This is a genomic window from Bacillus sp. Pc3, assembly GCF_000815145.1.
GTDB lineage: Bacteria > Bacillota > Bacilli > Bacillales > Bacillaceae > Bacillus > Bacillus velezensis.
Genome location: NZ_CP010406.1, coordinates 556,924 through 583,009, shown reverse-complemented (window position 1 = coordinate 583,009; position 26,086 = coordinate 556,924). Strand labels below are relative to the sequence as shown.

30 protein-coding genes are annotated in these 26,086 nt (G+C 46.3%); 25 read left to right on the top strand and 5 right to left on the bottom strand.

Features of this window, described 5'->3' with window-relative positions:
• Nucleotides 1–92: 92 nt before the first annotated feature.
• A complete protein-coding gene (gene ctaA / locus SB24_RS02335) occupies nucleotides 93–1,019 on the bottom strand; it encodes a heme A synthase CtaA (RefSeq protein WP_007611205.1) in 927 nt (308 codons plus the stop codon).
• Between the two features lie 343 nt (nucleotides 1,020–1,362).
• Here ctaA and cyoE point away from each other — a divergent pair, with 343 nt between their 5' ends.
• The 6 genes from cyoE to ctaG all read left to right on the top strand — a co-directional run bounded on the left by cyoE (nucleotide 1,363) and on the right by ctaG (nucleotide 7,335).
• Entirely contained in the window at nucleotides 1,363–2,280 is a 918-nt protein-coding gene (cyoE, locus tag SB24_RS02330; protein WP_003154486.1) for a heme o synthase, read from the top strand.
• A 217-nt stretch (nucleotides 2,281–2,497) separates the two neighbouring features.
• A complete protein-coding gene (gene coxB, locus SB24_RS02325; protein WP_003154484.1) occupies nucleotides 2,498–3,568 on the top strand; it encodes a cytochrome c oxidase subunit II in 1,071 nt (356 codons plus the stop codon).
• A 31-nt stretch (nucleotides 3,569–3,599) separates the two neighbouring features.
• Nucleotides 3,600–5,468: a cytochrome c oxidase subunit I gene (ctaD, locus tag SB24_RS02320; RefSeq protein ID WP_007611227.1), complete on the top strand. Its 1,869-nt coding sequence runs from the start codon at nucleotides 3,600–3,602 to the stop codon at nucleotides 5,466–5,468.
• Nucleotides 5,468–6,091: a cytochrome c oxidase subunit III gene (gene ctaE / locus SB24_RS02315; RefSeq protein ID WP_003154482.1), complete on the top strand. Its 624-nt coding sequence runs from the start codon at nucleotides 5,468–5,470 to the stop codon at nucleotides 6,089–6,091. Before ctaD ends, ctaE begins: the two co-directional genes overlap by 1 nt.
• 2 nt (nucleotides 6,092–6,093) lie before the next feature.
• Entirely contained in the window at nucleotides 6,094–6,426 is a 333-nt protein-coding gene (ctaF, locus tag SB24_RS02310) for a cytochrome c oxidase subunit IVB (RefSeq protein WP_007409686.1), read from the top strand.
• Between the two features lie 24 nt (nucleotides 6,427–6,450).
• On the top strand, nucleotides 6,451–7,335 hold the full coding sequence (ctaG, locus tag SB24_RS02305) for a cytochrome c oxidase assembly factor CtaG (protein ID WP_021493723.1): 885 nt from the start codon (nucleotides 6,451–6,453) through the stop codon (nucleotides 7,333–7,335).
• A gap of 34 nt (nucleotides 7,336–7,369) precedes the next feature.
• On the opposite strand, the gene SB24_RS02300 is transcribed toward ctaG, so the two are convergent.
• Nucleotides 7,370–7,729, bottom strand: coding sequence for a YugN family protein (locus SB24_RS02300; RefSeq protein WP_007409688.1), 360 nt, complete (start codon nucleotides 7,727–7,729; stop codon nucleotides 7,370–7,372).
• Nucleotides 7,730–7,869: 140 nt separating this feature from the next.
• On the opposite strand from SB24_RS02300, the gene SB24_RS02295 reads away from it, so the two are divergent.
• The 8 genes from SB24_RS02295 to coaD all read left to right on the top strand — a co-directional run bounded on the left by SB24_RS02295 (nucleotide 7,870) and on the right by coaD (nucleotide 12,459).
• Complete coding sequence (locus SB24_RS02295; protein ID WP_017417724.1) at nucleotides 7,870–8,313, top strand: CBS domain-containing protein; 444 nt, start codon at nucleotides 7,870–7,872, stop codon at nucleotides 8,311–8,313.
• An 84-nt stretch (nucleotides 8,314–8,397) separates the two neighbouring features.
• On the top strand, nucleotides 8,398–9,438 hold the full coding sequence (locus SB24_RS02290) for a CAP domain-containing protein (RefSeq protein WP_039251566.1): 1,041 nt from the start codon (nucleotides 8,398–8,400) through the stop codon (nucleotides 9,436–9,438).
• A gap of 164 nt (nucleotides 9,439–9,602) precedes the next feature.
• Complete coding sequence (locus SB24_RS02285) at nucleotides 9,603–10,013, top strand: YlbD family protein (protein ID WP_007409691.1); 411 nt, start codon at nucleotides 9,603–9,605, stop codon at nucleotides 10,011–10,013.
• Nucleotides 10,014–10,028: 15 nt separating this feature from the next.
• Nucleotides 10,029–10,268, top strand: a complete 240-nt coding sequence (locus SB24_RS02280) for a YlbE-like family protein (protein ID WP_003154475.1) — start codon at nucleotides 10,029–10,031, stop codon at nucleotides 10,266–10,268.
• Between the two features lie 70 nt (nucleotides 10,269–10,338).
• On the top strand, nucleotides 10,339–10,788 hold the full coding sequence (locus tag SB24_RS02275) for a regulatory iron-sulfur-containing complex subunit RicF (protein ID WP_003154472.1): 450 nt from the start codon (nucleotides 10,339–10,341) through the stop codon (nucleotides 10,786–10,788).
• A gap of 58 nt (nucleotides 10,789–10,846) precedes the next feature.
• On the top strand, nucleotides 10,847–11,119 hold the full coding sequence (locus tag SB24_RS02270) for a YlbG family protein (RefSeq protein ID WP_003154470.1): 273 nt from the start codon (nucleotides 10,847–10,849) through the stop codon (nucleotides 11,117–11,119).
• Nucleotides 11,120–11,417: 298 nt separating this feature from the next.
• Nucleotides 11,418–11,972: a 16S rRNA (guanine(966)-N(2))-methyltransferase RsmD gene (gene rsmD, locus SB24_RS02265; protein ID WP_007409693.1), complete on the top strand. Its 555-nt coding sequence runs from the start codon at nucleotides 11,418–11,420 to the stop codon at nucleotides 11,970–11,972.
• 4 nt (nucleotides 11,973–11,976) lie between these two features.
• On the top strand, nucleotides 11,977–12,459 hold the full coding sequence (coaD, locus tag SB24_RS02260; RefSeq protein ID WP_007409694.1) for a pantetheine-phosphate adenylyltransferase: 483 nt from the start codon (nucleotides 11,977–11,979) through the stop codon (nucleotides 12,457–12,459).
• Between the two features lie 18 nt (nucleotides 12,460–12,477).
• On the opposite strand, the gene ylbJ is transcribed toward coaD, so the two are convergent.
• Nucleotides 12,478–13,704 carry a sporulation integral membrane protein YlbJ gene (ylbJ, locus tag SB24_RS02255; protein WP_003154466.1) on the bottom strand — a complete coding sequence of 409 codons (1,227 nt, stop codon included), beginning with the start codon at nucleotides 13,702–13,704 and terminating at the stop codon, nucleotides 12,478–12,480.
• Between the two features lie 179 nt (nucleotides 13,705–13,883).
• On the opposite strand from ylbJ, the gene SB24_RS02250 reads away from it, so the two are divergent.
• Together SB24_RS02250 and SB24_RS02245 are read left to right on the top strand one after the other, a co-directional pair.
• Nucleotides 13,884–14,663, top strand: coding sequence for a patatin family protein (locus tag SB24_RS02250; protein ID WP_007409696.1), 780 nt, complete (start codon nucleotides 13,884–13,886; stop codon nucleotides 14,661–14,663).
• A gap of 5 nt (nucleotides 14,664–14,668) precedes the next feature.
• Nucleotides 14,669–15,691, top strand: coding sequence for a SepM family pheromone-processing serine protease (locus SB24_RS02245; RefSeq protein WP_007409697.1), 1,023 nt, complete (start codon nucleotides 14,669–14,671; stop codon nucleotides 15,689–15,691).
• An 18-nt stretch (nucleotides 15,692–15,709) separates the two neighbouring features.
• Here the strand turns inward: SB24_RS02245 and SB24_RS02240 are convergent, their stop codons facing one another.
• Nucleotides 15,710–16,957 carry a nucleotidyltransferase gene (locus SB24_RS02240; protein ID WP_015417417.1) on the bottom strand — a complete coding sequence of 416 codons (1,248 nt, stop codon included), beginning with the start codon at nucleotides 16,955–16,957 and terminating at the stop codon, nucleotides 15,710–15,712.
• A 208-nt stretch (nucleotides 16,958–17,165) separates the two neighbouring features.
• Here SB24_RS02240 and SB24_RS02235 point away from each other — a divergent pair, with 208 nt between their 5' ends.
• The 3 genes from SB24_RS02235 (at nucleotide 17,166) to gerR (ending at nucleotide 18,618) form a co-directional block, all read left to right on the top strand.
• Nucleotides 17,166–17,684, top strand: a complete 519-nt coding sequence (locus tag SB24_RS02235; RefSeq protein ID WP_007409699.1) for a YceD family protein — start codon at nucleotides 17,166–17,168, stop codon at nucleotides 17,682–17,684.
• Nucleotides 17,685–17,705: 21 nt separating this feature from the next.
• On the top strand, nucleotides 17,706–17,885 hold the full coding sequence (gene rpmF / locus SB24_RS19360) for a 50S ribosomal protein L32 (RefSeq protein WP_003154457.1): 180 nt from the start codon (nucleotides 17,706–17,708) through the stop codon (nucleotides 17,883–17,885).
• A gap of 157 nt (nucleotides 17,886–18,042) precedes the next feature.
• Nucleotides 18,043–18,618 (top strand): sporulation-specific transcriptional regulator GerR, encoded by a 576-nt coding sequence (gene gerR / locus SB24_RS02230; protein WP_003154450.1) that lies wholly within the window; start codon nucleotides 18,043–18,045, stop codon nucleotides 18,616–18,618.
• Nucleotides 18,619–18,658: 40 nt separating this feature from the next.
• Here gerR and SB24_RS02225 read toward each other — a convergent pair whose 3' ends face one another.
• Nucleotides 18,659–19,141, bottom strand: coding sequence for an N-acetyltransferase (locus tag SB24_RS02225; protein WP_007409700.1), 483 nt, complete (start codon nucleotides 19,139–19,141; stop codon nucleotides 18,659–18,661).
• A gap of 162 nt (nucleotides 19,142–19,303) precedes the next feature.
• On the opposite strand from SB24_RS02225, the gene SB24_RS02220 reads away from it, so the two are divergent.
• The 6 genes from SB24_RS02220 to pbpB all read left to right on the top strand — a co-directional run bounded on the left by SB24_RS02220 (nucleotide 19,304) and on the right by pbpB (nucleotide 25,997).
• Complete coding sequence (locus SB24_RS02220) at nucleotides 19,304–20,185, top strand: 2-dehydropantoate 2-reductase (protein WP_039251565.1); 882 nt, start codon at nucleotides 19,304–19,306, stop codon at nucleotides 20,183–20,185.
• Between the two features lie 86 nt (nucleotides 20,186–20,271).
• Complete coding sequence (gene bshC / locus SB24_RS02215; RefSeq protein ID WP_031378760.1) at nucleotides 20,272–21,891, top strand: bacillithiol biosynthesis cysteine-adding enzyme BshC; 1,620 nt, start codon at nucleotides 20,272–20,274, stop codon at nucleotides 21,889–21,891.
• 125 nt (nucleotides 21,892–22,016) lie between these two features.
• Nucleotides 22,017–22,448 carry a division/cell wall cluster transcriptional repressor MraZ gene (gene mraZ, locus SB24_RS02210; RefSeq protein ID WP_007409703.1) on the top strand — a complete coding sequence of 144 codons (432 nt, stop codon included), beginning with the start codon at nucleotides 22,017–22,019 and terminating at the stop codon, nucleotides 22,446–22,448.
• Between the two features lie 69 nt (nucleotides 22,449–22,517).
• Nucleotides 22,518–23,453, top strand: a complete 936-nt coding sequence (rsmH, locus tag SB24_RS02205; protein WP_007409704.1) for a 16S rRNA (cytosine(1402)-N(4))-methyltransferase RsmH — start codon at nucleotides 22,518–22,520, stop codon at nucleotides 23,451–23,453.
• Nucleotides 23,454–23,492: 39 nt separating this feature from the next.
• Entirely contained in the window at nucleotides 23,493–23,846 is a 354-nt protein-coding gene (ftsL, locus tag SB24_RS02200) for a cell division protein FtsL (RefSeq protein ID WP_003154442.1), read from the top strand.
• A gap of 6 nt (nucleotides 23,847–23,852) precedes the next feature.
• Nucleotides 23,853–25,997: a penicillin-binding protein 2B gene (gene pbpB / locus SB24_RS02195; RefSeq protein WP_039251564.1), complete on the top strand. Its 2,145-nt coding sequence runs from the start codon at nucleotides 23,853–23,855 to the stop codon at nucleotides 25,995–25,997.
• The last annotated feature ends 89 nt before the right edge of the window (nucleotides 25,998–26,086 follow it).

The window sequence follows — 26,086 nt, the reverse complement described above, 5'->3', positions numbered from 1 at the left end:
AACATGAAAAAACCTGATCCTCCCCCGTGTGCGATCAGGTTTTTTATATGTAAAAAGGCCGAAGCTCTAATGCTTCGGCCTTTTCATGTGCCTCAGATGTTCCGCTGTTTTGATTCATAGCGGAAGCGGGCGATTAATAATAAGAAATAGCATAAGACGCCGAACAGGCCGGCAATAAAGAGCGAATGGGCAAGTGCAAAGCCGGTGGCCATTTCTGAATAAACAACCATGATTCCGGAGAGCGCCTGTAATACAACAAAGGCAAGAGCCGCTATCCAGCCCCCAAGAATCTGTTTTTGGTCTTTGTAAGAGCGCACCGCATGTGCAAAAGCGACAAGAATCCATACGAACAGAAGCAGCGCTGCCGTTCTGTGGCCCATCTGCACCCATTCCTGAAAATGGGACGGAAGCCCGTGATTCAGCCTGCTGCAAAGCGGAACGTCAGGGCAGGCAAGGCTTGATTTCGTATGGCGCACATAAGCCCCCGTATAAACGACGATATACGTGTAAATCGAAAGGCCGATCATATGAAACTGCATTTTCCTGCCGATTCTGAGCGGCTTGACGAGCTTTTTGTCTGATTTATCAGCTTCGAATATGAGCAGCGTCAAAATCAAAACAGAAGCGAAAGAAATCAGCGATATGCCGAAATGAAGCGCCATAACGAGCGCATTTGATCCGAAAACAACCGCTAATGCGCCGAGAAGCGCCTGTAAAAATAAAAAGATAATGGACATAATGGCGAGAAAGGTTGTTTCACGGAAAACAGGCGTGACTTTTCTCCATGCCCAAAAAGCGAGACTCAGCACGAGAACGATTGAGACACCGCTTGCGAGTCTGTGGCTCCATTCAATGATAGAAGCGGCGTTAAGCTCCGGGAAAAACCGGCCGTGGCAAAGCGGCCACTGCCTTCCGCATCCGAGACCCGATCCTGTTTTTGTGACAAGAGCGCCGCCGATCAGCACGACGAGCATAACGAATGTCGTCAGCACGCCGAGCGCTTTCAAAGCTTTATTCATTTTACATTCACCTTCTTAACAAACTGGACAAAATGATATACGTACCAAGTGTAAGCGAATATGTGTTTTGTGGCAATTCTCAATTCTGTTTGTTCACAAAAATATAATAGAATCAGGACTTCTTAGATAATGGGGTTGATTATTCCAGATGGGTCTGATAGAAATAAAGTAACCGCTTTATTATGAAACCGGCGGATTTGGTAAAATTCATAAAAAGTTCACAAATAAATTCCTGTTTCTCGTTTAATATTTAAGAGGATGTTTTTTTACAGGTCATTATCTTGTATGATAGAGTTGCAGGTCTTAAAAAACCTGCTTTAGGTTTGTAAGGGAGGTTTACGTTATGGCTAATTCCAGAATTTTAAACGATACAGCTATAGACGGACAGATTGAAGAGACGACGGCATGGAAGGATTTCCTTTCGCTTATCAAAATAGGAATCGTCAATTCGAATTTAATTACGACTTTTACCGGCATGTGGCTTGCGTTACATATATCCGGTCTGAGTTTTTTAGGCAATTTAAACACCGTGCTTCTTACATTAATAGGATCTTCTTTGATCATCGCCGGTTCTTGTGCGGTTAACAACTATTACGACCGTGATATCGATCATTTAATGGAACGCACGAAAGTAAGGCCGACGGTAACCGGAAAGATTCAGCCGAATCAAGCGCTGTGGTCAGGAATTTTACTCATTGCTTTAGGACTTATCATGCTTTTGATGACCACCGTGATGGCAGCAGTCATCGGTTTTATCGGCGTGTTTACGTACGTTGTTCTTTATACAATGTGGACGAAACGCCGTTATACGATTAATACGGTTGTCGGAAGTGTATCAGGCGCCGTGCCGCCGTTAATCGGCTGGACAGCGGTTGAAGGGCACATCGGTGTTGTCGCGTGGGTTTTATTCATGATTTTATTCATCTGGCAGATTCCGCACTTTTTAGCGCTTGCGATTAAGAAGACGGAAGATTACAGAGCAGCGAATATTCCGATGCTTCCGGTAGTGCACGGCTTTGAAGTGACGAAAAGACAGATTATCGTCTGGGTCGCATGCCTGCTGCCGCTTCCGTTTTTCCTCGGCAGTCTCGGTCTTCCGATCGTCATTCTCGGCACTTTGCTGAATGTCGGATGGCTTGTTCTCGGACTGATGGGATTCCGTATGAAAAACATCATGAAGTGGGCAACTCTTATGTTTGTCTATTCGCTTAATTACATGACCATTTATTTTGTAGCGATGGTGGTCTTTACGCTGTTTTAATTGAATAATGAGCTTGTTTGATCGCCAAAACAAACAATGACAACTAGTAAACGCCGCCTTGACCTTTTGTTTAATCAGGCGGCTTTGCTTTTATACATAGATGGAATTTTAAGTAAAAAATCTCATATTTTAAGAAATGAGGAAAAGAAGTATTTCGGCTGGAAGCAGATTTACTGCTTGTGCATCTCGTACTGATTCAAAAAAGGGGTTGGGTGAAATGTTAAAGCGTTGGCGTCTTTTATCATTATTAGCCTTAGTGCCGCTTTTATTGAGCGGCTGTGGAAAACCGTTTCTGTCCACACTCAAGCCTGCCGGCGAAGTGGCTGATAAACAATATGATCTGACGGTGCTCAGCACACTTATCATGGTTGTCGTCGTTGCGGTCGTAGCAGTTATTTTCTTTTACGTCATTGTGAGATTCAGACGGTCGCGTATAGGGGAAGACACGATACCGAAACAGGTGGAGGGGAACCGTTTTTTAGAAATCACTTGGACCGTTATTCCGATCTTGCTTCTGATTATTCTTGTCATTCCGGTTGTCATCGACACATTGGCGCTGGCGGATACGTCGCCGATGGATAAGAAAAACCGTAAAGCAGAGGATGCGCTCGTGATTAATGTAAGGGCGAATTTATACTGGTGGGAATTCGAGTATCCTGATTACGGGTTTGTGACAAGTCAGGAGCTGATCGTTCCCACAGATGAACGCGTCTATTTCAAGCTGAAGTCCTCAGATGTGAAACACTCTTTCTGGATTCCGTCAGCCGGGGGAAAAATCGATACGAATACGGATAATGATAATACTTTCTTTCTGACCTTCGATTCTAAACGCAGCAAAGAAGCGGGAGAATATTTCTTCGGGAAATGCGCAGAGCTGTGCGGACCTTCACATGCGCTGATGGATTTCAAAGTGAAGCCGCTGCCGTCAAAAGAATTTAAACAATGGACGAAAGCGATGAAAAATTATAAGCATACAACAGATTCCGGTTTAGCCGCGCAAGGAGAAGAGCTGTTTAAGGAAAAAAACTGCCTGAGCTGTCATGCGGTTGAGCCCAATGATAAACGGGCTGAAGCGGCAAGAACGGCTCCGAACCTCGCTACCTTCGGTGAACGGGTCAAAGTGGCCGGCATTAAGGATGCGAATAAAGAGAATATAAAAGCCTGGCTGAAAAATCCGGACAGCATTAAACCGGGCAATAAAATGACAGGCACTTATCCGAAGCTCTCGGACGCTGAAACGGATGCGCTGTATGAATATCTAAAAGGGCTGAAAGCTGAGAACAAGTGAGGACAGGGAGATATCAGGGGGGAGGTCGTAAATGATGAATACGCTTACAGGACAGCAAAGAAAAAGCTCTTTGCTTTGGGATTATTTGACGACGGTTGACCATAAGAAAATCGCGATTTTATATATGATCGCCGGGGGATTTTTCTTCGTCGTCGGTGGACTTGAGGCCATGCTTATCAGGATTCAGCTCTTGAGGCCGGGGAACGATTTTATGGGTGCTCAGCAGTTTAATGAAATTATGACGATGCACGGCACGACAATGATCTTCCTGGCGGCGATGCCGCTGTTATTCGGGCTGATGAACGCGGTTGTGCCGCTGCAGATCGGGGCGCGTGACGTTTCATTCCCATTTTTGAATGCGCTCGGATTTTGGCTGTTTTTCTTCGGAGGCATCTTTTTGAATCTGAGCTGGTTTTTAGGAGGCGCTCCTGATGCAGGATGGACGTCGTATGCGTCGCTTGCGCTGAATTCGAAAGGGCACGGCATAGACTTTTTCGTGCTCGGCCTGCAAATATCAGGCTTAGGTACGCTGATTGCGGGGATCAATTTTCTCGCCACGATTATTAATATGAGGGCGCCGGGTTTGACGTATATGAGACTGCCGCTGTTTACGTGGACGACATTTGTGGCGTCGGCACTCATTTTATTCGCATTTCCTCCGCTCACCGTCGGTTTGGCGCTGATGATGCTGGATCGTTTGTTCGGAACGAATTTCTTTAATCCTGAATTGGGCGGCAATACGATAATCTGGGAGCATCTGTTTTGGATTTTCGGGCATCCGGAAGTATACATTTTAATTCTTCCAGCCTTTGGGATTTTTTCAGAAATCATTCCCGTATTTGCGAGGAAACGTCTGTTCGGTTATTCGTCTATGGTCTTTGCGATCGTGCTGATCGGCTTTCTCGGGTTCATGGTTTGGGTTCACCATATGTTTACGACGGGACTCGGACCGATCGCTAATGCGATATTTGCGGTTGCGACGATGGCGATCGCGGTGCCTACCGGCATTAAAATTTTCAACTGGCTTTTGACCATCTGGGGAGGAAACGTCAAATTCACGACGCCTATGCTGTATGCCGTCGCCTTTATTCCTTCTTTCGTACTCGGAGGAGTCACGGGTGTCATGCTGGCGGCCGCAGCGGCAGATTATCAGTTCCACGATACGTATTTTGTCGTAGCGCATTTCCACTATGTCATTATCGGCGGCGTTGTGTTCGGCATCCTGGCGGGCGTGCATTTCTGGTGGCCGAAAATGTTCGGGAAGGTGCTTCATGAAACGATGGGGAAAATTTCGTTCGTCTTATTTTTTATCGGGTTTCATCTTACCTTCTTCATTCAGCATTTCCTCGGTTTGATGGGAATGCCGCGGCGCGTTTACACATATCTGCCCGGCCAGGGGCTTGATACCGGCAACCTGATCAGTTCAATCGGCGCGTTTTTCATGGCAGGCGCGGCTGCTTTACTCGTCGTCAATATTATTTATACCTCAATAAAGGGGAAATACGTCGGGAACGACCCGTGGCTTGACGGTCGTACGCTTGAATGGGCGGTCTCTTCGCCGCCGCCGGAATATAATTTTAAACAGCTTCCGTTTGTCCGGGGACTTGACCCGCTGTGGATTGAAAAGCAGGCCGGAAATGAAGGGATGGCGCCTGCAGAGCCTGTAGAGGACATTCATATGCCGAACGGCTCCATCATGCCGTTTATCATATCTTTCGGGCTGTTTGTCGCAGCGTTCGGGTTTTTATACCACTCCGATTATTCATGGGGGCTTCCGGTTATCTTCATAGGGCTCGGCATCACATTCTTTACCATGCTGCTTCGCTCTGTGGTCGATGATTACGGCTATCATATTCACAAAGAAGATCTGCCGAATGATGATAAAGGGGTGAAGGCGTAATGCAGCTGCAGGAAAAAATGACGGCTGAAACCTTTCCGGCTTCTCCTGAAAAAGCAACGCTGGAGGGGAAAAATAAGTTTTTGGGATTTTGGCTGTTTCTCGGCGGGGAAACGGTTCTGTTCGCCTCGCTATTTGCAACATTCCTTGCTTTACGGGAATCTAAAGCCGGAGGGCCGTCAACGGCTGAGATGTTTGAGCTGCCGATCGTATTTATCGCGACGATGCTTCTTTTAACGAGCAGCTTAACGAGTGTGTATGCGATGTATCATATGAAAAATTTCTCCTTTAAAAAAATGCAGGTGTGGCTTTTGGTTACCGTTTTATTGGGAGCAGGATTTTTAGGGGTGGAAATCTATGAATTTATGCATTACACTCACGAATTCGGCTTTACCATTACAAGCTCTGCGCTCGGCTCAGCGTTTTACACGCTCGTCGGCACACACGGAGCACACGTGGCGTTCGGGCTGTTGTGGATCAGCGCGCTGATGATCCGGAATGCAAAAAGAGGGCTCAGCCTTTATAATGCGCCGAAATATTATGTGGCCAGCTTATATTGGCATTTTATCGATGTCGTGTGGGTCTTTATCTTTACCGTTGTATATTTGATGGGGATGGTGGGATAACGATGGACGATAACAAAAACAGAGGGACTGTCAGTACGGATCTCGAATATCGAAAAAAGAAAAATGCCGAGGAGATGAAATATCAGGTCATATCCTTCGGTTTGATGATCGGCCTTACGCTTGTCGCGTTTTTGACGGTGGCTGCTGACGGCATTGCCGGATGGTTTACGATGCCGTTTCTGATCCTGCTTGCGGTCATCCAGGTCATCTTTCAGCTGTTTTACTTTATGCATATGAGCCAGAAGGGGCATGAAGCGCCGTCATTATTTCTGTATTCGGGAATATTTGTCGCGTTTATCACCGTGCTTGCATTTGTCACGATTATTTGGTGGTAATCGGGGCGGCGGGGAGTGAGAGATTTGATTAATTTGGAAATGTTCGGGTTTCGCGCAATGTGGAGCCCGTATCTGTTTTGTATAACTGCCGTGATAACAGGTGTTTACTTTTACTGGTGCAGCCGGCATAAAGGACGTGTGGCCGCTAAGGAGAAGGTGCTGTTTGTGCTTTCCGCGCTATTTTTTTACGCGGCTGCGGGAAGTCCGGTTGATTTATTGGGCCATGTGATGTTCAGCGCCCATATGGCGCAGATGGCGGTTCTGTTTTTAGTCGTACCGCCGCTGTTGATTTCCGGAATTCCCGGCTGGGCATGGAAAAAACTGATCTTCCGTCCTGTCGTAAAGCCGCTGTTTTCGTTCTTTTCAATGCCGCTTATCGCATTAGTGCTGTTTAACGGTATTTTTTCACTGTATCACATCCCGTTTATATTTGATTTCGTCAAAACGGATTCGCTGTATCACACGCTGATGAACGGACTCATCTTTGTAACGGCGTTTTTTATGTGGTGGCCGCTTGTGCATAAGGTGGACGGTCTGCCCCGTCTCAGCGGTTTAATGAAGCTGGGGTATATTATGGCAGACGGGATTCTGTTAACGCCGGCCTGCGCGCTCATTATGTTCAGCGGGGCGCCCATGTATGCCACGTATACAGATCCGGCGGCTTGGGCCGAAGCAATGAAGCTTTGCGTTCCTTTAGATTTGCTGGAGGAGATCCCTTTATCCGGGCCGGAGATGTTTAACACGCTGCCTCCTTTGGAAGATCAGCAGCTTGGGGCAGTACTGATGAAAATCATTCAAGAAGCGGTCTACGGAACATATTTGGCTGTCATCTTTTTTCAGTGGGTCAGAACGGAACGGGAAAAAGATACGCTGTCAGAGCCGCCGTATATCGAGCATACCGTCTCATGAAAAAAAGTACAGCAGAATATGCTGTACTTTTTTATTACATTTGCACTGTTTTTAATGACTCTTCCAATTCAAGCAGTAAAGCTTTGCTTTCAGCGACGACATGTTCCGGAAATTCTTCAGCGCTGCCGTATTCTACGCCGTGCGGATAATAATGCTTTCCTAAAAGAGGGGCCTTCAGCTGAATCACGGCCCGGCTGCCGCCGACATCGCCCTCTTTTGCCGTTCCTTGAATCCGCAGATAAAATGTCCCCTCAGGTACTGAAAACTTTTTGTCGTAAGTCACTCTTTCATAATCCCATTGTCCAGCCAGAATGAGCCCTTTACCTTCCATCAGATCATTCAAGCGGCTGAGCTCCGCTGTTACCCCTTCAAGACCGCTGTTTTCAAACTTCAAACCTTCCCCCTCCTTTTAAAAATGCCCTTTCCTGACAATCATAGTATGAAAGCGTTACACTTTCAATGATTCATACGGTGAAAGTATGCAAAAAGAAAAATTTGACGACAATAGTAGCAGAAAAAAGGAGGAATTCCGCAATGACAAAGATCAATAAGCTCATGACGTCAGACTTGCAATATTGTACAGTATTAGATAATGTATATGAAGCTGCGGTGAAGATGAAAGACGCAGATGTCGGCGCCATTCCAATAGTGGATGAAGACGGCGCCACACTTGTCGGGATCGTGACAGACAGAGATCTCGTATTACGGGGAATTGCTTCAAAAAAGCCGAACTCTCAAAAAATAACCGACGCAATGACAGAGCGGGTTATCAGTGCAGAAGAAGACGCCTCTGTGGAGGAGGTGCTCCATTTGATGGCTGAACATCAGCTCAGAAGAATTCCCGTCACAAAGGATAAAAAACTGGTCGGCATTGTTACGCTCGGCGATCTTTCGTTGGCCGAGCAATCAAATGAGCAAGCAGGCCGAGTGCTGTCTGACATTTCTGAAGACGGCGGTCCGGAGGGGTTTATCCATTAAACATAAATCACGGACGATGCAAATAGGCTGTACTGTATAAGAGTAAACAAAAACAGAACGGTTTGAACATATGGGGGTGAGAGGTTGAAAAATATCGCAAGGGCTCTCGTTATCCTTTTGCTTATTTACGGAGCGTATGTTCTGTTTATACAATATGGATCGGCTCCTCAGAAAAAGACGGATCAGGAGGAGCCTCAGGTTTCCAATGAAGAAGAGAGCGGAAAACGGCTGAAAATGCCGTCATCCGGACTGCTTTCTCTCATGGGGAAATCTGCCGCCGATGTGAAAAAGAAACTTGGGGAACCGTCCCGGAAAGATCCTTCTGCCTACGATTACGAGTGGTGGGTGTACAACCAGGGGAAAGACCAATACGTACAAGTCGGTATTTTGAATGATAAAGCCGTGACTTTATACGCTTCGGGAAGCGGCATCAACGCAAAACCGTTTAAGATCGGCGAATCGACGGGCGAAGTTTTTAAAACGACGCAGGTTTCTCCTTTTGTCAATGTGACTGACAAGGGAAACACGTATCGGTTCGAGTTTTCCGAGGAAGATATCAATACCCGTCCCACCGTTAAGATAGGCGGAATGTATGTTCAGCTGTACATGGACAAATTTGACGGGAATCTGTCAAGCATCAGGGCATTTGATGCGGAAACACTTGTGAAACAAAGGCCGTATGAAGTCATGTACAGAGGAAAGCTGACAGAACCCGAGCCTGTTTCTGGTAAAAAATGGAACGATATTGAACGAGCGAGTGAACAGCAGATTCTCGATATTACAAATGTCATCCGCGTGAAACACGGACTTGCAAGGCTGAAATGGGACGAAGGCGCCGCAAAAGTGGCATTCGGTCACAGCAAGGACATGAAGGATAACAAGTATTTCTCTCACGTCTCAAAGAAATACGGGACTCTGAAGGACCGCTTGGAAAAAGGCGATGTGAAATACCGGGAGGCCGGTGAAAATATTGCCTACAACTATGTGGACGGTCCTGCAGCCGTGGAGGGCTGGCTGAACAGCGAAGGCCACAGAAAGGCGCTGTTAAGCCCGGATTATACGCACCTCGGTGTCGGCGTTGATCAGAAGTATTATACGCAAAACTTCATTAAGCCTTGGCAGTAAAAAACCGCAGAGGGGCGCGTCCCCCGCGGTTTTTTTATGTTTTTTCGCGAGCGGCGCTCCTGCTGAAAAAAATATACCTGCTTTTTTTCGCAATTTAGGCGAACATTAAGGCGCATGAACCGATACATTATAGCAGGCAAAACTTTTCGGAGGGGGTGAGAATTGTGGCGAATCAGCAATCACGGCAATCAATCGATGATTTTAAACAATTCGTAAAAAAGCATCCCAAACTGATCCAAAATGTTCGCAAGGAACAAAGAAGCTGGCAGGAAGTCTATGAAAACTGGGTTCTTCTGGGCGAGGATGATCCGATATGGGACCCTTTTAAAGACGAGGCCGTTCAGCCTTCTTCCGACGCGGAAACCAAACAGGAACCAGCTGAAAAAAACGATTTCGTTTCAAAAATGGTCACTGCCGTCAAAAAGATGGATATCAACCAAATGAATGAGCAGATCAATAAAATGAGCCAATCCATTTCATCATTGCAAAGCCTTTTAAGCCAATTTTCGGGGAGCAGCACGAAGCAGCCCCGGCAAGGCTCCGGACAACATCCTTTTTCGTTCAGAAAGGATTAAAGAAGGGGATCGTGTATGCGAAAAGAGGTTCAGGAATTCATATCCGCAGATGAGGAACGGAAACGGTTTATACGGCAGCGCCCCGTCTGGTACCGCAGACTTGCGAGAAAACCGGACGATCTCAATTCCTTTCAGCTTGACATGATGAATTTTTATGAAAAGACGATACCGCATCGGGTAAGCCAATTCTCAAACGGGATTCAAATGGCGCAGATGATGATGCAGATGGTTCACGCCATGCGTTCACAGGATTAAAAAGCGTTTAAACGCCGCATTTTCCAATTGGGTGGTTTCATGGTAAACTAGCAACTGGAGGTGCGTATTTATGTATGCAACAATTGAGTCCGTCAAGCTTCAAAGTGAAGCGGAGCAGCTTGCCGGCATGATTCTGCAGTCTGAGACGGCTGAAAATTACCGCGATTGTTACAAGCGTCTCCGTGAAGATGAAGAGGCAGGGCGGATCATTCGTTCTTTTATGAGCGTTAAAGAGCAGTATGAGGATGTGCAGCGCTTTGGCAAATACCATCCTGATTATAGAGAGATTTCCCGCAAAATGAGAGAAATGAAGCGGGAACTGGATTTAAACGATAAGGTGGCCGAATTTAAAAAAGCGGAGACTGAGCTTCAGTCGCTGCTTGACGAGATCAGCATTGAACTCGGAACGGCCGTCTCGGAGCATGTAAAAGTGCCGACGGGGAATCCTTATTTTGACGGCCTGTCATCCTGCGGCGGCGGGTGCGGTTCCGGCGGCGGCTGCGGATGCAAAGTTTCCTGACGAGACGGCCGTCTCGTCTTTTACATAAAATGAACAGAAAGTCAGGCGGGTGATCATGATGGAAAATAAGCGCCAAGGCATAATCGTATATCTGCATTCCTTAAAACACAGCAAAATGCTGAGAAAATTCGGCAACGTTCATTATGTTTCCAAGCGGCTGAAATACGTTGTGCTGTATTGCGATATGGACCTAATCGAAAAAACAATGGAAAAGATTTCTTCTTATTCTTATGTGAAGAAGGTAGAGCCTTCTTATAAACCTTTTTTAAAGCTGGAATTTGAATCAAAGCTTGATAAGGCGAAAGAGTACGATTATAAAGTCGGTATATAAAAAAATCCCCGCAGATACCTGCGGGGTCCTTCTATTCCTTAACAAGTTAAGGAGAAGGAAAAGGGAGAGGAGAAACCGGAGGAAGAACTTATGGGGAAACGTAAGTCTTCTCCGCGGTTGGCAACAACATCATTCATTGATGCTGTTACACGTAGTCTTGACAGGAATGTGAATATGTATACACGATTTCACGTTCATTGTTTGAAAGAATGCTTTATGATAAGATAGGGATTGTTTTGATACATAACGGCTCAGCCGATGAGTAACATCAAAGTTTTCAGAAAAAGTGGTGTGAATAATGAGAGTAATTTCCGGTTCAAGAAAAGGACGAGCCTTAAAGGCTGTGCCGGGCACATCAACAAGGCCGACGACGGATAAAGTAAAAGAGTCTATTTTTAATATGATCGGTCCGTATTTTGACGGAGGAACGGGGCTGGATTTATTTGCGGGGAGCGGCGGTCTCGGGATTGAAGCGCTGTCGCGCGGATTTGACCGCTGTATCTTTGTGGATCGTGATTTCAAAGCCATCCAAACGGTAAAAGCGAATATCAAAGCGCTTGATCTGCTGTCTTCAGCGGAAGTATACCGCAATGATGCAGAGCGGGCCCTCTATGCCGCGGCGAAACGGGAAAAAGGTTTTGACGGAATTTTCTTAGATCCTCCGTATAAGGAACAAAAGCTGAAAGCGCTTATCGAAATGATTGATGAGCAGAACATGCTGAATGAAGACGGTTTTGTCGTAGCCGAGCATGATAAAGCCGTTGCGCTTCCTGAAGCCGTCGGCGCGCTTTCTGTAACAAGAAGGGAAATTTACGGGCTTACAGGAGTGACGATATACCGAAATAGGGGGTAATGATGTGGCAAGTATAGCTGTATGTCCCGGAAGTTTTGATCCCGTTACCTACGGACATCTGGACATTATCAGACGGGGGGCAAACGTGTTTGAGCAGGTGTACGTATGCGTGCTCAATAATTCTTCTAAGCAGCCGCTGTTTACAGTTGAGGAACGATGTGAGCTGTTAAGAGAAGTGACAAAAGACATACCGAATGTTACGGTCGAGACGTCACAGGGACTGTTAATCGACTATGCGAAAAAAAAGCGGGCGAAGGCGATTATCAGGGGGCTCAGAGCCGTTTCTGACTTCGAATATGAGATGCAGGGGACTTCCGTCAACCGCGTGCTCGACGAATCAATAGAAACTTTTTTTATGATGACGAACAATCAGTACTCTTTTTTAAGTTCAAGCATCGTAAAAGAAGTCGCAAAATATAACGGGCCTGTTTCAGAGTTTGTTCCTCCGGAAGTTGAACAGGCGCTGATGCAGAAATTTAAAGGATGAGAAGCGCTGATTGGCGTCTCATCCTTTTTTTGTCCGTGCTGACAGCCTGTAACAATAAATCAATGCGTATACGGCGAGAGCTGTCAGCGTGATGGCGGGACCGGTTTCAACAAGTGTATTCCAGCCGCTGACGGCAGCAGATCCTGCGTCCTGATCGCGGAAAGGGAGGAATACGGACTGGTAAGGTTCGTCCAACGCAAGGTAAAGCGGCTTCCACAGTAAGAGAATAAAGAGTGCGGCATAAATGCCCTGAAGGATACGCGCCGCGAAAAACGGTTTAAAGCGGATATCTGTTTCCGATAAAATGCCGGCTACCTGGGCCTGTACGGAAAGGCCGCTGAACCCGAGAATAAAACTCACAATCATGGCTTTCGGCAGCAAGGCGGCATCAGCTTCACTGACCAGCTTGCTCCCAAGTGTAATTTCAAACATTCCGCTGATAAGAGGGATGTCCAGATTTGCCGGAAGATGAAAAAGCGAAAGCAGCGCGTTTGTAAATACAGAAAGCACATCCATGACTTGTACGATTGATAATAACCGGCTGAACACCGAAAACAATATAATAAAACCGCCCACCATCAGCAAGGTTTGTACAGAAGAGGTGACGGCGTCGCCCAAAATTTTTCCGAGCGGCCGCTTTTCCGAAAGCCGCGCCTTGTGGAGGGCCAGAAATGCTTCCTTCAGAGAAGGGAGAGCGATCGTCTTTTTACCGGTATACGCCGCTTCTTCTTTCCGTCCGTATGAACGCATCGTCAGGCCGACGGCGATGTTTCCGAGATAGTGAGCCGATGCCAGCAGAATGCCGAGAGACGCGTTATGAAAAAAGCCGACTGCCACAGCCGCAAATATAAATAACGGATTGGATGAATTGGTAAAAGAGACGAGGCGTTCAGCCTCTACTCTGGAAATTTGTTTATCCTGGCGCAGCCGTGCAGTCAGCTTCGCGCCGGCCGGATTGCCTGAAGCCATGCCCATAGCCAGTACAAATCCGCCGACCCCCGGCACTCTGAAAATGGGACGCATAAAGGGTTCGAGTAAAAGGCCGACAAACTTGACAATGCCGAATCCGATTAAAAGCTCAGATAGAATAAAAAACGGAAGCAATGAAGGAAAAACGACCTCCCACCACATGGAAAGACCGGTTTTGGAGGCTTCGAATGAGGCCTGAGGGTGTGAAATAACCGTCGCCGTCAAAAAAATGAAAAACAATGAAATCAAAAATGTATGAAACTTAGACAAATTCATTCTTACCTCCCCGATGCTAAAATTGCACACTGACATTTATATCATGATAAAATATAGAACAGACCTTAAAGGCGGCCGGGCAAGTACCTATTTGTCATCCTGTACTAATATACGAGCATAGGGGTTCAATTTAGACCATAGAATTCATGTATAGGATGTCTATTAGGGGGTTCGTCGCGTTGGCCAAACCTACAATCGGGTTAGCGTTAGGTTCGGGAGGGGCAAGAGGCATCGCTCATCTCGGAGTGTTATCCAGTTTACATAAGCATCAGATTCCAATTGATATGATTGCCGGCAGCAGCATGGGAGCGTTAGTCGGGAGCTTTTATGCGGCCGGGCATGACGTGGCCACGATGAAAAAAGTCGCTAAAGCATTTAAGCGGCGGCTGTACGCGGATTATACGATGCCGAAGCTCGGATTTTTAAAAGGAGACCGCATCAGGCAGCTCGTTCATGCCTATACGTACGGCAAGCCGATAGAAGAACTGCGGATCCCGCTCGGCATCGTGGCCTGCGACCTTCAGACCGGCGAAAAGCTTGTTTTTACGAAAGGTTCAGTATCCGAAGCCGTCCGCGCGAGCATCAGCATACCGGGCGTTTTCGTCCCGCAAAAAATGAACGGACGTATGTTAGTCGACGGCGCGGTGGTCGACAGAATACCGGTTTCCGCCGTAAAAGATATGGGTGCTGATATCGTCATCGCCTCTGACGTATCCCGGGTGAAAAAAACGGAAAAGGCGGCACATATTTTTGATGTAATCATGCAAAGTATGGATATACTGCAAAATGAATTGGTCCGTCACCAGACCATTGCCGCAGACGTCATGATCCGCCCTTCTCTTGAATCATTCAGCTCAAGTTCTTTTGCCAACATTGATCATATGATCACAGCGGGCGAAGAAGCCGCAGACCGGATGATCGGCCGGATTAAACAAGAAATAGAGAACTGGGAGGGCTAACTCATATGAAAGCAAAACATTTTCGCTGGGTGTTTATCATCCTGATCTTATTAATCGCTGTTACATTTATTAAGCTTCCGTATTACATCACACAGCCGGGAGAAGCATCAGAGCTGAGACCGCTGATTAAGGTGGACGGAGGCTATCCTGAAAAAGGAAGCCTTTCCTTGATGACTGTCAAAGTAGGCCCCGCCAATCCGTATACATATCTTTGGGCGAAAGTGCATCCTTACGAAGAAATCGTCCCTGATGAAAGCATAAAAGAAGAGGGCGAATCGGACTCGGATTATATGAAGCGCCAGCTGCAAATGATGAAAAGCTCCCAAGAAAACGCGGTCATTGCCGCTTATCAAAAAGCCGGGAAACAGGTAAAATACTCATTTAACGGCATTTATGCCAGTTCAGTCGTCTCTGACATGCCGGCAAAAGGAAAAATAGAGGTCGGTGATAAAATTATCAGCGCGGACGGGAAAACATACGAATCCGCTGAAAAGCTGATTGATTATATCAGCAGCAAAAAAGCGGGGGAAAAAGTAACGTTTCACATTGAACGGGACACGAAAGAAAAGACCGTTGACATTGTGCTGAAATCATTCCCGGACGACCCGAAAAGAGCGGGAATCGGTGTCGCATTATATACGGACCGGAACGTGAAAGTGAAGCCGGATCTTCATTTCAGCATTGAAAACATCGGCGGGCCTTCTGCGGGTCTCATGATGTCTTTAGAAATTTATAACCAGCTGACAAAACCTGACGAAACAAAAGGCTATAATATAGCCGGGACGGGGACAATCGACGTGGACGGCAAAGTCGGACCGATCGGCGGAATCGATCAGAAAGTCGTCGCCGCAGACAAAGCGGGAAAAGATATTTTCTTTGCGCCGAATCAAAACGGAGCTGAAAATTCTGATTACAAAAATGCGGTAAAAACGGCGAAAGCAATCAAGTCCGATATGAAGATCGTCCCTGTCGACACCATGCAGGACGCACTTGACTATTTGGATCAGCTGAAAGTAAAAAGCACCTGATACAGACAGGTGCTTTTTTTACGCATTCAAAAAACGCTTTTCGTCTTCATCATAGCGGATCGGCGCTTGTGAAAATTCCTGTTTCTCAAACAATGTGCGTTCAGGTTCGTTTATCGGCAGGCTGTAAACCCGTCCCGCCAGTATGTCCAGATCCAGAGCGGGATGAGAGAAAGAAGAGAGCTTGCTGACGAGAGGTGCGGTAAGCTCTTTTTTCTTTGCCGACAGGTACGCCTGTCCTTTTTTCGTCATTCCGAGAAGACGGATATAAGGAGCGCTTGAAGGCTTTAAGAGACGATGCATGTCTTCTTTTTTCGTCCGTGTCAGAATGTGCGTGTTCATCCGCTGCAGCCTCGTCCACGTGTATCGTTTTGTTTTCAATCGTTCCATCATTTCGCGATAGGATCGGGCTTGTCTGATGGTGCGCAGAATTCTGTGCTCAAGGCCTTCTTCCACTTCATAGATTCGGCTCAATTCTTCAGCGGAAAGAGTGCTGAGGCTGTATTTTACATATGAAAAATAGTCTTCCGTGCTGTGCCATATGCCGTATGAATTTCTGTATGCCTCCAGCTCACGCGCAGACGCTTCCGGGAGAAAGTTCCTTGCGGCCGCCGTTCCTTTTTCTATCAGCGCTTTCCGGATGCTTGTTGCGCTGGCTATCCGGCTGTTATCTCCGGGAAGCTCGGCGTCATGATACTGGGAAGCGATTCTGGCTGTCGTATAAGGCTTCATAGCGGAACAGGAGGCGTGTATCGCTCTAACGTAGTGAAAACCGAGAATATTGTTCGGCTTGGACAAATCGAGCATGTCCCGCCCTTTGAATATGTGTGAAAAAGCTTTTGAGGCGGCGGCCGGATAGCTGAGACCCTTTTTCAGCTCCTCTTTCAGAATCAGGCTGCAGTCATCTTCCTTTCGGCTGAACGCTTCAGACGCTTCAATAAAGGGTTCGATCCGCCCGTTTTCGCTGCCGAAAAACAAGCTGCTGCATCCTAAATGATGAAGAAGCGAAACGCTGCCGCGCGCGAATAATTCCGCTTTTTGTACGGCATATATATAAGGGAGCTCAATGACGATATCCACGCCGTTCTCCAGCGCCATTTTTGTCCGGCCCCACTTTGAGACGGCGGCCGGTTCCCCGCGCTGCAAAAAAGGGCCGCTCATCACCGCCGCCGCGACGCTGCTGTCCGTTTTGATTTTTGCTTGTTCCGCATGATAGCGGTGTCCGTTATGAAAGGGATTATATTCAACAACCAGGCCGACTGCTTTCATATTTGTCCCGCCTTTCTTGCTATGTTTTGCTTCGTGTGGTACATTTGCAAATGAAGTGCATATTTTAGTCCGTTTCGTTTAGTGTATGCATAGCCTATCCGGCTGTCAACGATTGCATGACGGCGGCATTATGCTGTAAAGAAAAAATATTGACAAAAACATTCTGAAAAGCTATAATCATGTTTGTTGCTTTCCTGAGGTGATACAAATGAAATGGACGATTTATCAGCTTCATCAAATGGCGAAAAAGAGCTTTGAATTTGATGAAACAGTTGAGTTAAATGAGCTGACAAAATTGAATTCTGACATCCGCCGCATTTCTCCCGTCCGGGTGAAGGGCCGCGCGGAGATTGAATCCAAGCAAGTTTCGTTTGACTTTACGATTTCAGGCGAAATGGTTTTGCCGTGCTCAAGAACTTTAGTTGATGTGCCGTATCCATTTACAATCGCGACAAAAGAACTGTTTAGATTTCATAAGTCGGATGATATAGAAGATGAGGACGTTCATTTTGCTGAAGACGATACCGTCGACTTAACTCCGATCATAAAAGAAGAGATTCTTTTAGAAATTCCTATGCAAGTCTTTTGTGAAACTGAACAAAAAGAAGGAGCCGCTCCCCAAGTGGGGAAGGATTGGCAAGTGATTTCTGAGGAAGACAAGAAAAATCAAATCGACCCCAGACTTGCGGATCTGAAAAAGCTCTTAACACAAGATGATGAATCTTAACTCTTTAAGGAGGTGGGAATAATGGCTGTACCTTTTAGAAGAACTTCTAAAATGAAAAAAAGATTGCGCCGTACACATTTCAAACTAAATGTACCTGGTATGACAGAATGCCCGTCATGCGGAGAGATGAAATTGTCTCACCGTGTATGTAAAGCATGCGGATCATACAACGGCAAAGACATAAATGTTAAAAGCAATTAATGTATGAAGAAAAGCGCGGGAATCTCGGTTCCTGCGCTTTTCTTTTTTTTGCCCCTCCAGCCTGCTCCCGCCGAAAAAATTGTGAGCCCCAGTAGTCTATCTAATCTATCACCGGCATATGTATGAGGTAAATGAGCAAATATGGAGGGAGATACGATTGACGATAACGAGACAAGACGCGTGGACGCAAGATGAAGATTTGCTGCTGGCCGAAGTGGTGCTCAGGCATATTCGGGAAGGCGGGACCCAGCTTTCCGCTTTTGAAGAAGTCGGCAGAGCGCTGACGAGAACGGCTGCCGCCTGCGGGTTCAGATGGAATTCTTATGTCAGAAAACAATATCAGTCAGGGATAGAACTGGCGAAAAAACAGCGGAAGGAATTAAGAAAGCAGATCGGGGTGCATTCCGCCAATCTGCCGGGAACCGTTAAACAGCCTCCGATCCGCAGGGCGGAAGGAGAAAAAGAGCTGTCCATTGATGATGTCATTTTGTTTCTGCAGCAATTTAAAGAGTCGCCAGCCGCAGCGGATGTGCGTCATGAAAAAGAAAAACTCACAGAACAGCTGACCGCGCTGCAAAAAGAAGTCGAGGATCTGCGTGAGGAAAATGAAAGCTTGAGAAACAAGCTGGAGATGACGGAAGAAGATTACAAAGCGTTAATTGACATTATGGACAGAGCGAGAAGGATGGTCAATTCAAAAGAAGACGACAGAAAATCGGCGCAGAGCCTGTAAAATGAACCGGCCTGGGGGCGGCGGCCCGGCCGGTTTTTTATTATGCCGTTTCTCCGGATGTCATTTCACCGTCCATATCGGGATGCCAGATATAAGGATTTTCTCCTTTATCACGCGCCATATCATATTTAACGGGCTCAAAATTCATCTTATCCCAGAAATCTGCTGATTTCATGCGTGAATTCGTCCTGATCGGCATTCTGAAGGATTTGGCAAAATCAACAAGCGCTTTTCCGTATCCGTTGTTTTGATAGCCCGGAAGGACCTCAAGCTTCCAAAGTTCCAAAAAGTCCTGACGGTGGTCAAAATACGGATTCGCGCCTCCGTTTACCTGATATAAACTCATTCTCGCCACTAGTTTATCCCCGAAGTAAATCCCGTAAAAAGGCGAGGTGCTGTCATTTTCAATGATATTATCCTGAAGATCTTCTAGCATCGACAGCTCCTGCATCCCGTATTCCTTAAACCTTTTAAATTCTTCGAGTGTCTTAAAGTTGATGAGCAGTCGCTCTATTTTCAACACAAACTCCCCCTTTGTTGTGTTCTACCATTATTGTAAACGCTTTAATTGAAAATTCCAACTATAATATGCTTGCCAGTCTTTTTGCTCAAAACGAAATTGAAGTAATTTGCGACGGCTTCTGCTATGATAATATGGAAAAATGCAGATATAGGGTGTGACAGTGTGAAAATCGGAATTATCGGCGGCGGAGCGGTAGGCCTTTTATGTGCTTACTACTTATCGTCCCGCCATCAGGTAACGGTCATTACGCGGCGGACGGAGCAGGCTGATGCGATTAACTCAGGCGGTATACGGCTTTTGAAAGACGGAATAGAATGTACGGCGGCATGCAGAGCGCAAACCGGCCTCACTTCCGGATTCGACCTCTTAATCGCAGCCGTTAAACAGCACCAGCTAAGTGCTGTGTTGCGGGATCTTGAGACGATAAAAGGGACGAATGTGCTGTTTTTGCAAAACGGCATGGGACACATACACGACATTAAAGATTGGCATACGGATCATTCGCTTTATGTCGGCACAGTTGAGCACGGAGCAAAAAAGATATCAGATCATGCCGTTGAACATACGGGAGAGGGAGCCGTAAGATGGAGTGTATTCAGCGCATCTCGGCCGGAAACGCTCCAAAGCATCTTTTCCGGCATGCACCGGGATTTTCCTGTATATGATGAAAACGACTGGTATCGGCTGTTAACGGGAAAACTGATCATAAATGTATGCATCAACCCGTTAACTGCATTGCTGCGCGTGAAAAACGGAGAGCTGTTAAGAAATGACGCTTACAAAAAATATATGAGAAACGTGTTTGAAGAAGCGGAGACAATACTTGGCCTCGCCGATAGAGAAAAAGCGTGGAACAAAGTTTGCGAAGTTTGCAGACTGACGGAAAAAAATCATTCTTCCATGCTCGTCGATATCATGGCAGGCAGGCGGACAGAGGCCGATGCGATTATCGGCTACCTTGTAAAAGAAGCGGAAAGTCACGGATTGCCGGCCGTTCATCTCCCGTTTTTACACCGCAGCATAAAAGCGTTAGAAAGAAACTGAAACAAAGTCTTTTGAGGTTTTCCGGTAACATGCTATACTCATTTCGGAAACCTAACTATTTATTGGAGAAAGGAAGTTCCAGACAGATGCAGCTAACTGAACTTTCCATCAAAAGTCAAAATAAGTTTGTGCAGCACTATATAGATGGAGAAAACATGTCTTCATTTTTTGATTATGATATTCATTCAGAGGACGTATGGCAAAAGCGGCTTCATGACCTGTCTTCGCGGCCGTTTGCCAGAGAAGAATTAGCGGATTATTTATCCTCCTATCACGAAAAATTTCACTCCGCCGCCATGCAGGCCTCCATCGAAAAACTGAGAGATCCAAAAAGCGCAGCGGTAGTAGGCGGCCAGCAGGCCGGTCTTTTAACGGGGCCTCTTTACACCATACATAAAATTATCTCCATTATCGTACTTGCCAGACAGCAGGAAGAGGCGTTGCAGATTCCTGTCGTTCCGATTTTCTGGGTGGCGGGTGAAGATCACGATCTGGAAGAAATCAATTTTGTGCATACGTCAACAGAGAATAAAGGTCCGGTGAAACAGAAACTGCCGCAGTCGTACTGGAAAAAAACATCGGCGGCTAAAACCGAGCTTGATCAGGAAAAATGCGCGGCTTGGATTGATGAAGTGTTCGCTGCTTTTGAGGAGACGGATCACACAAACACACTCCTTCAAAACGTGAAGCGATGTTTACGCTCATCAGAGACATTCACAGACTTTTTTGAACTGTTGATCGCCGACTTGTTTCAAGAAGAAGGCCTTATTCTGATGAATTCGGGAGATCCGGGGATTAAAAAGCTGGAAACGGGTATGTTTCAGCAGATTTTAAAACACAATCATGAGCTTGCCAAAGCCGTGTCAGACCAGCAGCGTCTTATGCGGGAAGCCGGTTATCACCCGATTATTGAATCGGACAAAGATCAGGCCAATCTGTTTTACGAACATGAGGGAGAGCGTTTCTTAATTGAAAAAGAAAACGGCGTTTTTGTCATTAAGGAGCTTGACCTGAAATGGACGAACGACGAGCTTCATACGCATATGGAAGAAAAACCGGATTGTTTCAGCAATAACGTTGTGACAAGGCCGCTCATGCAGGAGTTTCTCATCCCGACTCTGGCGTTTATCGCGGGACCGGGGGAGATCAATTATTGGGGTGAACTGAAGCGGGCTTTCTCATTAATGGGCTTTCGCATGACGCCGGTAGTGCCGAGACTGAACATTACGTTTCTTGAGCGCCATATTGAAAAGAAGCTTTCAGAACGGAATATCCCGCTTCAGGAAGCGATCGAACACGGCACCGGACACCTGAAAGACACTTATTTTGAAGAGCAGATTCCGGAAGAGTTTTCTTCTGTAATGGAACAGGCGAAGTCGCAGATTGAAGCTGTCCATAAACGCGCAAGGGACGAAGCGCTGAAGGTCGATTCAAGCCTTGAGCCGCTCTTACAGAAGAATGCCGCCTTCATTCAAGATCAGCTCTTGTTTTTAGAACGGACGGTAACGAAAAGAATTGAAGAAAAAGAAGGTTTTGTGCTGCGTGACTATGAAAGAATCCAAAACAGCATCAGACCGCTCGGCGCTCCGCAGGAACGGATTTGGAATGTGATGTATTATCTGAACCGCTACGGTCCAAAATTCTTCACAACCTTCAAACATCTGCCATTTTCTTTTCAAAACCAACATCAGATTGTCAAACTTTGAAATAAAGTTTTAAAGAACCCTGAATAGTTCAGGGTTTTTTTTTATGTGTAAACAGTGTAAAATGAGGTTGTGGAGAGAAGTGGCGGATAGTGGTGAGTTTAGGGGAGAAAGTGGGGGTCCTTATCATGTTTATGGGTGAATACCGGCATACTGTTGATGCAAAGGGCCGCATGATCGTACCCGCAAAATTCAGAGAAGGCCTCGGTGAGCAGTTTGTGCTGACCAGAGGACTGGACCAATGCCTTTTCGGCTATCCGATGAATGAATGGAAGCTGATTGAAGAAAAGCTGAAGGCTCTGCCGCTCACCAAAAAAGACGCCCGCGCATTTACCCGATTCTTTTTTTCCGGTGCGACCGAATGCGAACTGGACAAGCAGGGAAGGGTTAATATTGCGTCATCTCTTCTGAATTACGCAAAACTGGAAAAAGAATGTGTTGTCATCGGGGTTTCCAATCGAATTGAATTGTGGAGTAAGGTAATATGGGAACAATACACAGAAGAGCAAGAAGATTCATTCGCTGAAATTGCTGAAAACATGATTGGATTTGATATATAATGGATCTTCGTGCATCACAACAACAACTGACAATTCAATTCATTCCTGATAAAGGTGGGACCGACACAAATGTTTCAGCATAAGACAGTACTTCTTCGTGAAACCGTCGACGGTTTAAATATCAAACCGGACGGAACCTATGTGGACTGCACCCTTGGCGGCGCCGGGCACAGTACATATTTATTGCAGCAATTATCGGAAAAAGGACGCTTGATCGCCTTTGACCAAGATGACACAGCACTTGAAAACGCAAAGAAAACATTGTCCGAATACAAAGGACAGCTTATTCTGGTGAAAAGCAACTTTCGTTATTTAAAAGAGTGTTTACATGAACACGGCATTACGAGTGTCGACGGAATTCTATTTGATTTAGGAGTATCCTCTCCGCAGCTTGATACACCGGAACGGGGATTCAGCTATCATCATGACGCACCGCTGGACATGAGGATGGACCAGTCGGCCGCCCTTACGGCGAAAGAAGTCGTAAATGAATGGCGGTATGAGGACCTTGTGAGGATTTTCTTTAAATACGGAGAAGAAAAATTCAGCAAGCAGATCGCCCGAAAAATTGAAGAGGCAAGAGAAAAATCGCCTATTCAAACAACCGGCCAACTGGTCGATCTAATAAAGGACGCGATACCGGCTCCGGCAAGAAGAAGCGGAGGTCATCCGGCCAAACGTGTATTCCAAGCCATTCGAATCGCCGTAAACGACGAGCTTCAAGTATTTGAAGAGGCCCTCTTGCAAGCGATAGAGGTGCTGAAGCCGGGCGGAAGGGTGTCTGTGATCACTTTTCACTCGCTGGAAGACAGAATGTGCAAGACGACATTCAAGGAAAAATCATCACTTCCCGAACTGCCTCCGGGTCTTCCCGTGATACCGGAAGAATTTGAACCGGAATTAAAGCTGATTACGAGAAAGCCCATTACGGCATCAAAAGAGGAGCTTGAAGAAAATAACCGCGCCCGGTCAGCGAAGCTCCGCATTGCGGAGAAACGAAAATAACGGGCAGCAAATGACAACATTAAAGGAGGTCATCAGCCTATGAGCAACTTAGCTTACCAGCAGGAAAAACAACAACGGCCAGTGATAAGTCCCGAAAAAAAGGTGATTGTCAAAAAGAGGGCTTCCATTACACTCGGGGAAAAGGTGCTGCTCGTCCTGTTTGCCATTGCCGTTCTCTCCACATCAATGTTTATCGTATCAAAGGCATACGCGGCGTACCAATCCAATATTGAGGTGCAAAAACTGGAGGAGAAAGTATCTGAGAAGAATAAGCAGATCGGTGATCTCGAAAAGACGGCTGCTGACTTAAGCCAGCCGCAGCGCCTGATGGATATCGCCAAAAAGCACGGTTTGAATCTGAAAGATAAAAAAGTGAAAAACATACAGGAATGATAACCCATGCCGAAAAAAAATAAGTTTATGAACAGAGGAGCAGCGATACTCAGTATTTGTTTCGCTCTCTTTTTCTTTGTCATTCTCGGGAGAATGGCGTACATTCAATTAACCGGTAAAGCAAACGGTGTAGAACTTGCAACAAAAGCGACCGAGCAGCACGAAAAAAAGCGGACGATAGAAGCGAGCCGCGGCTCTATTCTTGACCGGAACGGCAAAGTGCTTGCAGAGGACACGGCGACATATAAACTCATTGCCGTGCTTGATAAAAAGATGACGACCGACAAGAAGCATCCTCAGCATGTCAAAGACAAAGAGAAAACGGCGGAAAAACTGGCGACCGTTATCAATCTTGATAAAAGCAAGATTCTGGACATCTTAAACAGGGATGGCGCGAAGCAGGTGGAATTCGGTTCAGCCGGCCGCGATATCTCTTATGCGAAAAAACAAAAGATCGAAAAAATGAATCTTCCGGGTATCTCTTTCTTAAGAGATACGAAGCGCTACTATCCGAACGGCATATTTTTGTCAAATGTTCTCGGCTATGCCGATGTGAATGAAAAAACAAACGAGATACAAGGCTCTTTAGGGCTTGAAAAAATACTGAACAACTATCTGACGGAACGCGACGGATCCGTCACTTACGAAAGTGATAAATCCGGCTGGAAACTTCCGAACAGCAAAGAAAAAATCACCGCACCTAAAAACGGTGACAATGTATATTTAACCATTGATCAGAAAATTCAAACCTTTTTAGAAGACAGCATGACGAAAGTAGCGGAAAAATATAAACCGAAAAAAATTATGGCGGCTGTCGTAGAACCGAAAACAGGCAAAGTGCTTGCGATGGGGCAGCGTCCGAGTTTTGACCCGAATATCAGAAACGTCACCAATTATTACAACGACTTAGTGTCGTACGCGTATGAACCGGGATCAACGATGAAGATCTTTACGCTTGCCGCGGCGATTCAGGAAAATGTGTTTGCCGCAAACGAGAAATATAAATCAGGAACATATAAAGTGGGAGGCGGACCTGTTAAAGATTGGAACGATGGCGCCGGTTGGGGTATGACAAGCTTCCATGACGGCCTCATGAGGTCATCGAATGTTGCTTTCGCCAAACTGGCCAACGAAAAACTGGGGTTTGACCGGTTTAATGAGTACCTGCACAAATTCGGGCTCTATCAAAAAACAGGGATTGATCTGCCCGGTGAAGTATCAAGTAAAATTAACTACAAATATGATTTTGACAAAGCGTCTACTGCTTACGGCCAAGCATCGGCGATAACGCCGATCCAGCAGCTTCAGGCCGTCACGGCGATTGCCAATAACGGCAAAATGATGAAACCTTACGTCATTGATCATATTGTCGACCCCGATACGAAAAAAGTCGTCAAGCAGACAAAACCCGAGCAGGCAGGCACGCCGATTTCAGCAGATACGGCTAAAAAAGTCCGGAATCTGCTCGGAGAAGTCGTGACGTCAGACATCGGAACGGGAAAACCTTATAAAATTGAAGGATTTGACGTCGCGGGTAAAACGGGAACCGCACAAATTGCCGGGACGGGCGGATATTTAAGAGGAACGAGCAACTATGTGTTTTCATTCATGGGCATGGCGCCGAAAAATGATCCTAAGCTCGTCATCTATGTAGCCGTGCAGCAGCCGCAATTAAAAGCGGGGCAAAGCAGCTCTGATCCTGTCGCGGAAATCTTTAACCCGACGATGAAAAACAGCCTTCACTACATGAATATCGAACCGACGGAAAAAACAGATTCCGGTCAGGAAGAAACGAAAAGCCAAAAGATGCCTGACCTGACAGATAAGACGGTCAAGAGCGCTGAGAAGGAAGCGAAAAATGAACATCTCACACCGATTGTCATCGGCAGCGATGTTGCCGTAAAAGAGCAGTATCCGACAGCCGGAGAAGATGTGATCACCAATCAGAAAATCTTCTTAAAAACAGACGGAAAGATGACGATGCCGGATATGTCCGGATGGTCGAGACGGGAAGTGCTTCAATTCAGCAAAGTATCAGGCATTCACATCGATGTGAGCGGTGAAGGTTACGCTTCAAGCCAAAGTGTGAAAAAAGGCAAAGAACTGAAAGAAAATACCGTGATCAAGGTGAAATTTAAAAATCCTGATTAACGGGACAGAGAAGTCCGCGGATGCCCGCGGGCTTCTTTTTTATGCGCCGCCGTTCTATGTGTCCAAGCTGAGGCATAAATTGAAACAAG